Origin of the sequence: Methyloversatilis sp. NSM2 (assembly GCF_038066675.1) — a bacterium.
GTDB lineage: Bacteria > Pseudomonadota > Gammaproteobacteria > Burkholderiales > Rhodocyclaceae > Methyloversatilis > Methyloversatilis discipulorum_A.
On the sequence record NZ_JBBUKV010000005.1, the window covers coordinates 87,588 to 99,870 of the forward strand.

The window sequence follows — 12,283 nt, forward strand, 5'->3', positions numbered from 1 at the left end:
ATCAGCCCGAGTGCCGCCCGCTCCGGTCGTGCAGCACGGCGGTCACCGCAGCGCCGAACAGCACGATGGACCAGAACAGGTAGAGCCAGAGCAGGAAGACCGGCAGCGTGGCCAGCGCACCGTAGACCACTGCGTAACCCGGCATGTGCTCGATGTACAGGCTGAGCACCTTCTGCATCAGCGTCAGCAGCGCGGTCGCCACCACTGCACCCCACAGCGCCGGACGCAGTCCGACGGCGGCGCGTGGCAGCGTCCGGTACAGCAACAGCAGGAAGCCCGCCGTCACCAGCGCCGCTGCCGCGCGCAGCAGGAACACCTTTACCCAGGGCGGCTCGTTCACCGCGCCGAGAGAAGCCGTCACCAGATAGAGGCTCAGCGCCGTTCCCGCGCCGAGTGCGAAGGGCGCGAGCACCGGCAGCGTCAGATAGATCAGCGCGGTGCGCCGCAGCCGCCGGGGCGGTCGCTGTGGCCACATCGCATTGAGCGCGTGGTCCGCGGTGCGCACCCACACCCAGGCACTGCCCAGAAGGAGCAGCAGATCGACCAGCGACAGCCGGCGTGCCTTGGCGACGAAACGCGTCGCGTGACGGACCACCGCCGCGCCGGCGTCGTCCGGCAGCAGACTGCCTGTCAGGTAGGCCTGAAGCGGCTTGCCGAACTGCAGCACTTCGGGCAGCCAGACCGACAGCTGACGCACCAGCACGATCAAGGGCACCAGTGCGAACAGCAACGCGAACGCAAGCGCGGCCGCCGACTGCGCGGCGCGGCCCTCGCGGTGCCGCCGCGCGGCAGCACCCAGCACGTGAAGGGGACGGACAAAAAAATCAATCGGCGGTGAAGACATCGGGAACCGTGGCAGGTCCGTCAGCAGATCGGGACCGGCAAAGCTGTACACTCCGGGCCTCATTCTGCTGGATGGCCCGCGTTGAAAGAAATTCTTGTCCTGTATTACAGCCGCTACGGATCGACGCTGAATCTGGCGCGCCAGATCGGCCGCGGCATCGATTCCGTCGAGGGCGCGGCAGCGCGCCTGCGCACCGTACCACCGGTGTCGACCGTCAGCGAAGCAACGGCCCCGGCGGTACCGGACAGCGGCGCGCCCTACGCGGAAGCCCGCGACCTCGAGGAGTGCATCGGCCTCGCCCTTGGCAGCCCGACCCGCTTCGGCAACATGGCCGCTCCACTGAAGTACTTTCTCGACGGCACCAGCCCGCAGTGGCTGGCCGGCGCGCTCACCGGCAAACCGGCCGCGGTCTTCACCTCGACCACCTCGATGCATGGCGGGCAGGAAAGCACCCTGCTGAGCATGACGCTGCCGCTGCTGCACCACGGCATGCTCATCGTCGGTCTGCCCTATTCCGAGCCCGATCTGTCGACCACGCCGGACGGCGGAACGCCCTACGGCGCCAGCCACGTGAGCGGGCACGATGGGCGGACACAGCTGTCGGAAGCCGAAGCACGACTCGCATTTGCGCTCGGCCGCCGGCTTGCGCTGACCGCACTCAAACTCGCCGCCTGACCATGACCGCACGACACTGGAACCTGCTGGCCTCATCCAGCCTCATCGCCCTCATCCTGCTCGGCCTCGCTTGGGAGCTGTGGTTGGCCCCGCTGCGGCCAGGCGGCTCATGGCTGGTGCTGAAGATACTGCCGCTGCTGGGCGCGCTGTTTGGCATCCTGCGCGGCAAGCGCTACACGCATCAATGGATGTCGCTGCTCAGCCTGGCCTACTTCACCGAAGGCATCGTACGCGCCACGTCTGACAGCAGCCCGTCGGCGCAATTGGCCGTCGCCTACACACTGCTGTCGGTGACGCTGTTCCTGGGCTGCCTGTTCTACTCCAAGCTCACCGCACCGAGCCGGCTCGCGCAATCGAACTAGGATCTGTCGTTCATATCGGGCTTTCGCCCTGCGGATTCAGCTTCTGCACGCCCTGCAGCTTGTTCAGCGCGTTGATGTAGGCCTTGGCGGAGGCGACGATGATGTCGGTGTCGGCACCCTGCCCATTGACGATGCGGCCACCGAGCGCGAGACGCACGGTCACCTCGCCCTGGGCGTCAGTGCCGGTGGTGATCGCGTTAACCGAATAAAGCAGCAGTTCGGCACCACTCTTCGCCACCGATTCGATGGCACAGAAGGCCGCATCGACCGGGCCACTGCCATTGGACGACACCTTCACTTCGCGCCCGCCGTCCGACAGCGTGACGACGGACTGTGGCAGTTCACCGGTTTCCGAACGCGAACTCAGCGCCACCAGCTTGTACTGCTCCTGCTCCGGCGTGACCGCCTCGTCACTCATCAGCGCCTGGATGTCCTCGTCGAAGATTTCGTGTTTCTTGTCCGCCAGTTCCTTGAAAGCGGCGAAGGCGACATTCAGTTGCTCCTCCGACTCGACCACGATGCCCAGTTCCGTCAGACGGGCGCGGAAGGCATTGCGGCCGGAGTGCTTGCCGAGCACCAGCTTGTTGGTATTCCAGCCCACGTCCTCGGCACGCATGATTTCGTAGGTTTCGCGGTGCTTGAGCACGCCGTCCTGGTGGATGCCGGATTCGTGCGCAAAGGCGTTGGCGCCGACGACGGCCTTGTTAGGCTGCACCGGATAGCCGGTGATGGTCGATACCAGGCGCGAAGCCGGCACGATCTGCGTCGCGTCGATGCGCGTCTCGACACCGAACACGTCGCGGCGCGTGCGCACGGCCATCACGATCTCCTCCAGCGAGGCGTTGCCGGCGCGCTCACCCAGGCCATTGATCGTGCACTCGACCTGACGGGCGCCGGCCATCACCGCCGCCAGCGAATTGGCGACCGCCATGCCCAGGTCGTTGTGGCAGTGCGTGGACCACACCACCTTGTCGGCGCCCGGCACGCGCTCGATCAGGATGCGCATGCGCTCAGCCCACTGCGCCGGCACCGAGTAGCCGACGGTGTCCGGCACGTTGATCGTCTTCGCGCCGGCCTTGATCACCTCGGTGAACACGCGCACCAGGAAATCGATGTCGGAGCGTACGGCGTCTTCGGCCGAGAATTCGACGTCCTCGGTGTACTCGCGCGCCCAGCCGATCGCCTTGATCGCCTGCTCGACCACCTGGTCGGGGCTCATCCGCAGCTTCTTCTCCATGTGGATGGGGCTGGTCGCGATGAAGGTATGGATGCGGCCGCTCGCTGCCGGCTTGATCGCCTCGCCGGCGCGGCGGATGTCGTTCTCGCTGGCGCGCGCCAGCGAACAGACGGTGGATTCGCGGATGGTTTCAGCGACCGCACGCACCGATTCGAAATCGCCGTTGGAGGCGGCCGCAAAGCCGGCCTCGATCACGTCCACGCGCATGCGCTCGAGCTGGCGGGCAATGCGCAGCTTCTCGTCGCGCGTCATCGACGCGCCCGGGCTTTGTTCGCCGTCGCGCAGCGTGGTGTCGAAAATGATGAGGCGGTCGGTCATTGCAGTCTCCGGGGCGCGTCCGCAGCGGCGGGCGCGCAAGGTCGTTTCGTCAAACAGGCGGCTGGCCGCGAGCGGCACAGGGTCGCGAATATAGTCGCCGGGTCGCGCCGCGACAACGGCGTGCCGGCTCAGGCCTCCGGTGGCGTCGGCGGCAGCTGAGGCTTGCGCCGCGAGAAGCGGATCAGCCACATCACGTAGCCGGACAGGCCGTAGGCAACGAACAGGCTGAACAGCACCACCGGCGGGTTGACCGACACGGCGACGAAGGCCAGCACGAATCCGAAAATGACGATGAAGGGCACGCTGCGACGCAGGTTGATGTCCTTGCCGCTCCAGAACTTCACATTGCTCACCATGGTCAGCCCGGCGAACAGCGTGATGACGAAGGCCGCCCAGCGCATGTCGGGTCCGGTGTAGCCGTTGTCGGTCGCCACCCAGACGAGACCGGCCACCAGCGCGGCGGCCGCTGGGCTGGGCAGCCCCTGGAAATAGCGCTTGTCCACGGTACCCAGGTTGGTGTTGAAGCGGGCCAGGCGCAGCGCGGCACCGGCGCAGTAGATGAAGGCGGCGATCCAGCCCCATTTGCCCAGACCGCGCATGGCCCATTCATAGGCGATCAGCGCCGGAGCAGCACCGAAGGACACCATGTCGGACAGCGAATCGAATTCGGCACCGAAGGCCGATTGCGTATGGGTAAGTCGGGCGACACGGCCGTCGAGACCGTCGAGCACCATGGCGATGAAGATGGCGACCGCCGAATATTCATAGCGTCCATTCATCGCCTGCACGATGGCGTAGAAACCTGCGAACAGCGAAGCCGTCGTGAACAGGTTGGGCAGGATGTAGATGCCGCGCCGGCGCTTTACCGGGTCGGCAGGCTTGATGTACTGCGGATCGTATTCGGACATGCATTCACTCCGACGAACCATGCGCGGGATCACCGCGGCATGGATTCTGCATTACAGGCCGGTCGGCCATACGTGCTCATTGTCCGACTCGACGGACGGACTGCGCGCTTCGGCGCGGCGAACGGGCGACCACTGCCCTCAACGTATCAGGATGACACGCATCGCGAAAGCGCCGGAGCAACCATGGCGTACCATGGCCCGGAATGCAAAAGGCCCGGCGGCCCGGGCACGGATGTGCCGGAACCGCCGGGCCAGGCGGGACGCCAATCAGTTCTTCGACTGGTCGACCAGCTTGTTCTTGGTGATCCACGGCATCATGCCGCGCAGTTGCGCACCAACCTTCTCGATCTCGTGGGCGGCGGTCAGGCGACGACGTGCGGTCATCTCCGGATAGTTGGTCCGGCCTTCGAGGATGAAGTTCTTGGCGTAGTTGCCATTCTGGATGTTGGCCAGGCATTCCTTCATCGCGGCACGGGCTTCGCCGGCGATCACGCGCGGGCCGGTGACGTACTCACCGTATTCCGCGTTGTTCGAGATCGAGTAGTTCATGTTGGCGATGCCGCCTTCGAAGATCAGGTCGACGATGAGCTTCACTTCGTGCAGGCACTCGAAGTAGGCCATTTCCGGCGCGTAACCGGCTTCGGTCAGCGTTTCGTAACCGGCCTTGATCAGCTCGACCAGACCACCGCACAGCACGGCCTGTTCGCCGAACAGGTCGGTTTCGGTCTCTTCGCGGAACGAGGTTTCGATCACGCCACCCTTGGTGCCGCCGTTTGCAGCCGCGTACGACAGCGCGAGATCACGCGCCTTGCCCGACTTGTCCTGGTACACGGCGATCAGCGACGGCACACCGCCTCCGCGCAGGTACTCGGAACGCACGGTGTGGCCCGGGCCCTTCGGTGCGACCATGACGACGTCCAGGTCTTCACGCGGGATGACCTGGTTGTAATGGATGTTGAAGCCGTGGGCGAACGCCAGGGTCGCGCCCTTCTTGATGTTCGGCTCGACGTCGCCGTAATAGACCTGCGGAATGTTCTCGTCCGGCAGCAGGATCATGACCAGATCGGCACCCTTCACCGCGTCGCCGACTTCCTTCACCTTCAGGCCGGCGCCTTCCGCCTTCTTCCACGACGCGCCGCCCTTGCGCAGGCCGACCGTGACCTTGACGCCGGAGTCCGACAGGTTCTGTGCGTGGGCATGGCCTTGCGAACCGTAGCCGACGATGGTGACTTTCTTGCCTTTGATCAGGGACAGGTCTGCGTCCTTGTCGTAGAAGACTTTCATGGGTTTTCCCTTGTGCTGTGTAGGTTTATGCGGTGCTGCGGGCTGGAGCGGAATGCGGTGTGCGGATCAGAGACGCAGGATGCGGTCGCCGCGGCCGATGCCGGCGACGCCGGTGCGCACGGTTTCCAGGATCAGCGAACTGTCGATCGCGCCGACGAAGGAATCGAGCTTGGCGGTGTTGCCGGTCAGTTCGATCACATAGGTCGAGTCGGTCACGTCGATGATGCGGCCGCGGAAGATGTCGGCGACACGCTTCAGTTCTTCGCGGTCCTTGCCGGTGGCGCGCACCTTGATGAGCATCAGTTCGCGCTCGATGTGCGCGGCTTCCGACAGGTCGACCACCTTCACCACCTCGATCAGCTTGTTCAGCTGCTTGGTGATCTGCTCGATGATGTCGTCCGAGCCGGTGGAAATGATGGTCATGCGCGACAGCGAACCATCCTCGGTCGGTGCCACGGTCAGCGATTCGATGTTGTAGCCACGCGCCGAGAACAGGCCGGACACGCGCGACAGCGCGCCCGCTTCGTTCTCGATCAGTACGGAAATGACATGCCTCATTGCGAGCGCCTCTTTCTGGAAATCAGGAACCGCCGCCGCGAAGACGGGCTGCCGGAGGCCGGTGCCCGCTGCCTGACAGACTGGTAAGTCCGTCAGGCGGACCCGGCGACGCATGGCTGCCGGGGTCCGCGCACGACAGTGTCGGGGTAATGCGTTACAGGTCCTCGGACGACAGGATCATGTCGGTCAGACCCTTGCCGCCCATCACCATCGGATACACGTTCTCGGTCGGATCGACTTGGAAGTCGATGAACACCAGATCGTTCTTGCGCTTGAAGGCCTCGCGCAGCGCGTCCTCGACGTCACCGGGCTTCTCGACCCGGATGCCGACGTGGCCGTAGGCCTCGGCCAGCTTGGCGAAATCGGGCAGCGAATCCATGTAGGACTCGGAGTAACGGTTGCCGTGGATGATTTCCTGCCACTGGCGGACCATGCCCAGGTAACGGTTGTTCAGGCTGCAGATCTTAAGCGGAATGCGGTACTGCTTGCAGGTCGACAGTTCCTGGATGTTCATCTGCACCGAACCTTCACCGGTCACCACCGCCACCGGCGAGCCCGGGTGGGCGAGCTGTACGCCGATGCCGTAAGGAATGCCCACGCCCATCGTGCCCAGACCACCGGAATTGAGCCAGCGGCGCGGCTTGTCGAACTTGTAGTACTGCGCAGCCCACATCTGGTGCTGGCCGACGTCGGACGTGATGAAGGCGTCGCCCTTGGTCACTTCCCACAGCTTCTCGACCACGAACTGCGGCTTGATCACTTCGTCGCTCTGCTTGTACTTCAGGCAGTCACGACGGCGCCATTCCTCGATCTGCTTCCACCACTCGCCGAGCGCTTCCTTGTCCGGGCGGTCGTTCGACGCATCGAGCAGGCGCAGGATGTCGTCCAGCACGTCCGGCAGATTGCCGACGATGGGCACATCCACCTTCACGCGCTTGGAAATCGACGACGGGTCGATGTCGATGTGGATGATCTTGCGCGCGACGCGGGCAAAGTCGGCCGGGTTGCCGATCACGCGGTCATCGAAGCGGGCACCGACCGCGATCAGCACGTCGCAGTACTGCATCGCCATATTGGCTTCGTAGTTGCCGTGCATGCCGAGCATGCCGACGAACTGCTTGTCGGTCGCCGGATAGGCACCGAGGCCCATCAGCGTGTTGGTACACGGGGCACCGAGCGTGCGCACCAGCTTGGTCAGCTTTTCCGAACAGTCGGACAGGATGACGCCGCCGCCGGCGTAGATCATCGGGCGCTTGGCTTCCAGCAGCAGCTGGACGGCCTTCTTGATCTGGCCCTGGTGACCCTTGGTGATCGGGTTGTAGGAGCGCATCGTGACCGACTTCGGATAATCGAACTCGGCCTTGGCCATCGTGATGTCCTTCGGGATATCGACCAGCACCGGGCCAGGACGGCCGGTCTTCGCGATATAGAAGGCCTTCTTGATGGTGGTGGCGATGTCCTTGACGTCCTTGACCAGGAAGTTGTGCTTCACGCAGGGACGGGTGATGCCGACCGTGTCGCACTCCTGGAAGGCATCCTGACCGATGGCCGCAGTCGGCACCTGACCGGAAATGATCACCATCGGGATCGAATCCATGTAGGCGGTCGCGATGCCGGTGATCGCGTTGGTCACACCGGGGCCGGAGGTCACCAGCGCGACACCGACGCGCTCGGTCGAACGCGAATAGGCATCAGCGGCGTGCAGTGCAGCCTGCTCGTGGCGGACCAGTACGTGCCGGACCTTGTCCTGCTTGAAAAGCTCGTCGTACAGGTACAGCACGGCGCCGCCGGGATAGCCGAAAACATACTCGACCTTTTCTTCCGCAAGGCACCTGACTACAATTTCCGCTCCGGTCAAAAGCATCGCCACACCTGTAAAAAAATTCCGGAAAAGCCGCAAAGGGTAGCTGTCGCACAGTTCCCGGTCAAGGCATTTTCGGCATCGCACGGGCCTGACCGCCCGCTCCGCAGCGATCGCCACCCACCCTGAGAAAGACACATCCTGGCATCTCGCGAAGAACTTTCCGGCTTTCTCGCCGCGGTCGAACGGCGCGCCTTCAAACAGGCCGTATTCGCGCTGCGCGACGACGAATCCGCACTCGATGCCGTGCAGGACGCGATGATGAAGCTCGCGGAAAAGTACGCCGACCGGCCGGCGGAAGAGTTTCCGATGCTGTTCCAGCGCATCCTGCAGAACGTGATCCGCGACATGTTCCGGCGGCGCAAGGTGCGCTCGACCTGGACCACGCTGCTGTCGTCCTTTACCGGCTCGGACGAGGACGACGATTACGACCCGCTCGACAACATGGTGATCGACGAGCCGTCGGAACTGGGTCGTACGCCGGAGCAGAACCTCGAACAGAGCGAGGTGATGGCTCTGATAGAACGTGAAATATCCCGCCTCCCGACGCGTCAACGCGAAGCTTTTCTGATGCGTTACTGGGAAGAATTGGACATTGCCGAAACGGCCGCCGTCATGGGCTGTTCGGAAGGCAGCGTCAAGACGCATTGCTCGCGCGCGACCCACGCGCTCGCTGCCGCCCTCAAACTGCGTGGCATCAAGCTATGAAATCCACCGTTCGAACGACATTTCCGTCCGCGGCGACCGACGAGGCCGCGATCGGCCAGCGCGTGCACGCGGCGCTCGAAGCCTCCTGCACCGAACTGCCCCCCGACATCGTGTTCCGCCTGCGCCAGTCACGCGAGCGCGCACTGGAGGCCGCCACGCCGCGCCGCCGACTGGCATGGCTGCCCCGTTTTGCCGGGCTGCCGGGCCATCTGGGCGGCGGCTGGCTGCGCGACGGACTGGCGCCGGCCGTCGGTATCCTGATGCTCGCACTGATCGCCGCCCTGGCCAGCCAGCAATCGCAGGACGAGCGCTTCAACGAATCCCTCGACATCGACAGTGCCCTGCTGACCGACGATCTGCCTATCGACGCCTACCTCGATCGCGGTTTCGGAGCCTGGCTCGACAGCCAGGGCAGATCCTGATGCGACGCAAGTTTGCCGGTGCGCTGCTTGCAGCCACCCTCGCCTGCGCCGGCGCATCAGCACAGACCCGGGCACCTGGCTGGCATCAGCTCGGCCAGGCCGAACAGGCCATCCTGTCGCCGCTGGCAGCGGACTGGGACAGCTTCGACGCCGAACGCCGCCGCAAGTGGCTCGATCTGGCCGCGCGCTACCCGTCGATGACGGTGGAGGAACAGTCGCGGATGCGTGCCCGCATGAGCTACTGGGGCAGTCTGACGGCACAGGAGCGCATCGAGGCACGCGAGCGCTACAAGCGCCTGCAGGCTATGCCCGCCGACCAGCGCGAAACGCTGCGCCGGCAATGGGAAGCCTACGAAGGGCTGTCGCCGGAGGAACGCAGCCGGCTCGGCGCGGCCCAACGCCCGGGCAGCAAGGCGCCGGGCGCGGCGGCGGCGGCGCCGGTCCGCAAGTAAACAGGCAGCTTCGCCGTCCAATTCATAACGCGGCCACGCCGCACCGCTTCCACATGTCAGAAACGACCCGTTATCCGGCGGCCGGCCTGCGCCGGCGCCTCGCATCGCTGCTCTACGAATCCCTGCTGCTGCTTGGTGTGCTGGCGGCCGGTTTCATGCTGCCTTATCTGATCGTCGGGCTGTTCTTCGAACTGGCGCCGCAAGGCTGGTTCGCCTGGCTGCACATCCTGCTGCTGCTTGGCCTGTATTTCGTTCACTACTGGCGCCGTGGCGGACAGACGCTGGCCATGCAGACCTGGGGGATACGTGTCGTCGACGCGACGCAGGACAGGCCGCCCGAACTGAAACGCGCGCTCGCGCGCTATCTGCTGAGCTGGCCGTCGCTGCTGTTCTGCGGCGTCGGGCTGTTCTGGGCCTTGTTCGACCGCGACCGCCAGTTCCTGCACGACAGACTGGCCGGCACCCGGGTAATACGCATCAAGTGAGCGGAGCGCTCAACGGCGGTCCTCCCACCACAGCATGGCCGCCGCGGCGAACACGAAGAGGAAGCCGGGCGTCAGTGCCGCCGCATAAGGCGGCCACGAGTTGATCGCGCCGAGGTTCGAGAACAGGCCGTTCAGCATGTGGAACAGCACGCCTATCATCACGCCGGTGAACACCTTGATGCTGACCGCTGCATTGCGGTTGTGCATGTAGGCGAATGGCAGCGCGAGCGCCAGCATGACGAAGCAGGCAAGCGGATAGCTGAATTTCTTCCACAGCGCGATTTCGTAGCGGCCGGTCTCCTGTCTGTTGTCCGACAGGTGCCGGATGTAGTGCCACAGCTTCCACGCCGACATCCGCTCGGGCACCACCAGCATCACGCTCATCACATCCGGACTGAGATCGGAATCCCACACCAGTGTGTCCGACTTGCTCACCTTGGCGCCGTTCTCCGAGAAGTCCGTGCGGGTGACGTCGGTGAGCACCCATCCGGCAGGCGCCTGGTAGCCGCCGCTTGCCGCCTCCAGGACGGACAGCAGTTCCCGGCTGTCGTTGAACTCGAAAATGCGGATCTTGCGCAGCACCCCCTCGGGCGTGACGCTGCCGATATTGACGAAATCGTGGCCGTCCTTGACCCAGAAGCCGCTGCGGAACTCGCCGGTGAGCAGCTGCGAACGGGCCGACAGCTTCAGTTCCTGCGCCGCCCGCTCGGCCGGTGGCGCGATGAATTCGCCAGTGACGAAGGTGAGCAGCACGAAGGGCAGGCCGATGCGTGCAAGCAGACGCAGGATGCGGCCGGTCGACATCCCCGACGCACGCAGCACGGTGATTTCCGAATGGCGCGACAGCGTGGTCAATGAGTACAGCGCGCCGATCAGCACCGCGATCGGCAGCGTTTCGTACACGCGACCGGGCATGGTCAGCACGGTATACATCACCGCGTGCTGCAGGCCGTAGTTGCCGCGCCCCAGGTTATCGAGCTCGTTGATCAGGTCGAAGAAACCGAACAGCCCGAGAAAGGCCGCCAGCACCAGCAGTGTGGCCAGGGCGACTTCGCGGCGGATGTAGCGTTCGTGGATCAGCATCGATCAGCGGCCCAGCCAGGTGCGCGGAAGGTGGCCGTACATGCGCCAGGCGAACATGCCGGCCAGCAGCAGGAACATGCCGCCGTGCAGTGTCCACAACACGCCACCGAAGGACAGCTTGCCCTGCGACACCCAGGCCTGGGTGATGCTCAGCAGATTCGAATAGACGAGATAGATCAGCAGCGCCATCAGCAGATTGTTGGCGCGCCCGGCGCGCGGATTGACGAAAGACAGCGGGATGGCAAGCAAGGCAAGATTCAGCGCCGCGATCGGCAGCCCGATGCGGAAAGCCAGCTCACCCATGTTCGGCGCGGTCGGATCGGCCAGCAGTTCCTCGACCGTCAGCAGGTAGGGGCGCGACTCGACACCCTGCGCCTCCTTCGTTTCGATCCGCACCGCGTAGCGTTCGAATTCCATCACGCGGTACTCCGGGCTGCCCGGCTCACCCTCGTAGCGGCGTCCGTTCAGCAGCACGACGAAGCGGTCGCCGGATTCCATGGTCTGCGTGTAGCCGTCACCGGCGACGATGACGCCGACCTTGCCCTTGTCGGTCGTGCTGACGAAGATGTTCTTGACCGCGCCGTCGGTGCCGTCGCCGCTCTCGACGAAGAACACCCGGTTGGCCTGCGACGACTCGCGGAAGCTGCCGGGCGACATCTGCGCCACGTCGTCGCGGTTACTCATGCGGGTGCGGAATTCGGCGCTCTTCACCTGCGACCACGGCGCCAGGTACAGCGACAGCACCCCGACCGCGATCACCATGGGCAACGCGAACAGCAGCACTGGCCGCACCCAGGCGGACAGGGGCAGACCGGTCGCGAACCACACCACCATTTCCGAATCCCGCCAGCTGCGGGACATCGCCAGCAGCACCGATATGAACAGCGTCAGCGACAGGATCACGCCCAGATAGCGCAGCGCGCCGAAGCCGAGCAGCGCCATCACCGCTTCCGATGCCACTTTCCCGCCCGCCGCCTGTCCGAGCAGGCGCACGAGCTGAGTGGACAGCACGATCGCGAACAGGGCGACGAACACCGTCAAAGCAGTACTGGCGAATTCGCGCAGGGCGGCGCGCTGGAAGATCAA

The 12,283-nt window shown here is 64.7% G+C and carries 14 protein-coding genes; 6 read left to right on the forward strand and 8 right to left on the reverse strand.

Features of this window, described 5'->3' with window-relative positions; all coding sequences use genetic code 11:
• Position 1 precedes the first annotated feature (1 nt).
• On the reverse strand, positions 2–844 hold the full coding sequence (locus WJU27_RS11180; RefSeq protein ID WP_341422164.1) for a YhjD/YihY/BrkB family envelope integrity protein: 843 nt from the start codon (positions 842–844) through the stop codon (positions 2–4).
• Positions 845–925: 81 nt separating this feature from the next.
• Between WJU27_RS11180 and wrbA the strand changes: the two genes are divergently transcribed.
• Both wrbA and WJU27_RS11190 read left to right on the forward strand, forming a co-directional pair.
• Positions 926–1,519: an NAD(P)H:quinone oxidoreductase gene (gene wrbA / locus WJU27_RS11185; RefSeq protein ID WP_341422165.1), complete on the forward strand. Its 594-nt coding sequence runs from the start codon at positions 926–928 to the stop codon at positions 1,517–1,519.
• A gap of 2 nt (positions 1,520–1,521) precedes the next feature.
• Positions 1,522–1,881, forward strand: a complete 360-nt coding sequence (locus WJU27_RS11190; RefSeq protein ID WP_341422166.1) for a DUF2069 domain-containing protein — start codon at positions 1,522–1,524, stop codon at positions 1,879–1,881.
• A gap of 10 nt (positions 1,882–1,891) precedes the next feature.
• On the opposite strand, the gene WJU27_RS11195 is transcribed toward WJU27_RS11190, so the two are convergent.
• The 5 genes from WJU27_RS11195 to WJU27_RS11215 all read right to left on the reverse strand — a co-directional run bounded on the left by WJU27_RS11195 (position 1,892) and on the right by WJU27_RS11215 (position 8,050).
• On the reverse strand, positions 1,892–3,436 hold the full coding sequence (locus tag WJU27_RS11195; RefSeq protein WP_304004042.1) for a 2-isopropylmalate synthase: 1,545 nt from the start codon (positions 3,434–3,436) through the stop codon (positions 1,892–1,894).
• Between the two features lie 128 nt (positions 3,437–3,564).
• Positions 3,565–4,344: a CDP-diacylglycerol--serine O-phosphatidyltransferase gene (gene pssA / locus WJU27_RS11200; protein WP_020163612.1), complete on the reverse strand. Its 780-nt coding sequence runs from the start codon at positions 4,342–4,344 to the stop codon at positions 3,565–3,567.
• A 267-nt stretch (positions 4,345–4,611) separates the two neighbouring features.
• Positions 4,612–5,628: a ketol-acid reductoisomerase gene (gene ilvC, locus WJU27_RS11205; RefSeq protein ID WP_020163611.1), complete on the reverse strand. Its 1,017-nt coding sequence runs from the start codon at positions 5,626–5,628 to the stop codon at positions 4,612–4,614.
• Between the two features lie 66 nt (positions 5,629–5,694).
• On the reverse strand, positions 5,695–6,186 hold the full coding sequence (gene ilvN / locus WJU27_RS11210) for an acetolactate synthase small subunit (protein WP_019919414.1): 492 nt from the start codon (positions 6,184–6,186) through the stop codon (positions 5,695–5,697).
• A 154-nt stretch (positions 6,187–6,340) separates the two neighbouring features.
• Positions 6,341–8,050 (reverse strand): acetolactate synthase 3 catalytic subunit, encoded by a 1,710-nt coding sequence (locus WJU27_RS11215; protein ID WP_019919415.1) that lies wholly within the window; start codon positions 8,048–8,050, stop codon positions 6,341–6,343.
• Positions 8,051–8,188: 138 nt separating this feature from the next.
• Here WJU27_RS11215 and WJU27_RS11220 point away from each other — a divergent pair, with 138 nt between their 5' ends.
• Genes WJU27_RS11220 through WJU27_RS11235 form a run of 4 tightly spaced genes read left to right on the forward strand, consistent with a single transcriptional unit; the run spans position 8,189 to position 10,114 of the window.
• The gene (locus tag WJU27_RS11220; protein ID WP_081629060.1) at positions 8,189–8,755 is read left to right on the forward strand and encodes an RNA polymerase sigma factor; all 567 of its coding nucleotides are present in this window, start codon (positions 8,189–8,191) and stop codon (positions 8,753–8,755) included.
• Positions 8,752–9,177: a DUF3619 family protein gene (locus tag WJU27_RS11225; RefSeq protein ID WP_020163609.1), complete on the forward strand. Its 426-nt coding sequence runs from the start codon at positions 8,752–8,754 to the stop codon at positions 9,175–9,177. Before WJU27_RS11220 ends, WJU27_RS11225 begins: the two co-directional genes overlap by 4 nt.
• On the forward strand, positions 9,177–9,629 hold the full coding sequence (locus tag WJU27_RS11230) for a DUF3106 domain-containing protein (protein WP_020163608.1): 453 nt from the start codon (positions 9,177–9,179) through the stop codon (positions 9,627–9,629). Before WJU27_RS11225 ends, WJU27_RS11230 begins: the two co-directional genes overlap by 1 nt.
• A gap of 53 nt (positions 9,630–9,682) precedes the next feature.
• Entirely contained in the window at positions 9,683–10,114 is a 432-nt protein-coding gene (locus WJU27_RS11235; RefSeq protein ID WP_020163607.1) for an RDD family protein, read from the forward strand.
• A gap of 9 nt (positions 10,115–10,123) precedes the next feature.
• Here the strand turns inward: WJU27_RS11235 and lptG are convergent, their stop codons facing one another.
• Together lptG and lptF are read right to left on the reverse strand one after the other, a co-directional pair.
• Entirely contained in the window at positions 10,124–11,197 is a 1,074-nt protein-coding gene (gene lptG / locus WJU27_RS11240; protein WP_020163606.1) for an LPS export ABC transporter permease LptG, read from the reverse strand.
• Positions 11,198–11,200: 3 nt separating this feature from the next.
• Positions 11,201–12,283: an LPS export ABC transporter permease LptF gene (lptF, locus tag WJU27_RS11245; RefSeq protein WP_020163605.1), complete on the reverse strand. Its 1,083-nt coding sequence runs from the start codon at positions 12,281–12,283 to the stop codon at positions 11,201–11,203.

Coding starts and splice junctions, on each gene's coding strand:
- ilvC (WP_020163611.1), bottom strand. CDS start 5,628: ATGAAAGTCTTCTACGACAAGGACGCAGACCTGTCCCTGATCAAAGGC.
- ilvN (WP_019919414.1), bottom strand. CDS start 6,186: ATGAGGCATGTCATTTCCGTACTGATCGAGAACGAAGCGGGCGCGCTG.
- WJU27_RS11215 (WP_019919415.1), bottom strand. CDS start 8,050: ATGCTTTTGACCGGAGCGGAAATTGTAGTCAGGTGCCTTGCGGAAGAA.
- WJU27_RS11180 (WP_341422164.1), bottom strand. CDS start 844: ATGTCTTCACCGCCGATTGATTTTTTTGTCCGTCCCCTTCACGTGCTG.
- WJU27_RS11190 (WP_341422166.1), top strand. CDS start 1,522: ATGACCGCACGACACTGGAACCTGCTGGCCTCATCCAGCCTCATCGCC.
- WJU27_RS11230 (WP_020163608.1), top strand. CDS start 9,177: ATGCGACGCAAGTTTGCCGGTGCGCTGCTTGCAGCCACCCTCGCCTGC.
- WJU27_RS11225 (WP_020163609.1), top strand. CDS start 8,752: ATGAAATCCACCGTTCGAACGACATTTCCGTCCGCGGCGACCGACGAG.
- WJU27_RS11195 (WP_304004042.1), bottom strand. CDS start 3,436: ATGACCGACCGCCTCATCATTTTCGACACCACGCTGCGCGACGGCGAA.
- pssA (WP_020163612.1), bottom strand. CDS start 4,344: ATGTCCGAATACGATCCGCAGTACATCAAGCCTGCCGACCCGGTAAAG.
- WJU27_RS11235 (WP_020163607.1), top strand. CDS start 9,683: ATGTCAGAAACGACCCGTTATCCGGCGGCCGGCCTGCGCCGGCGCCTC.
- lptG (WP_020163606.1), bottom strand. CDS start 11,197: ATGCTGATCCACGAACGCTACATCCGCCGCGAAGTCGCCCTGGCCACA.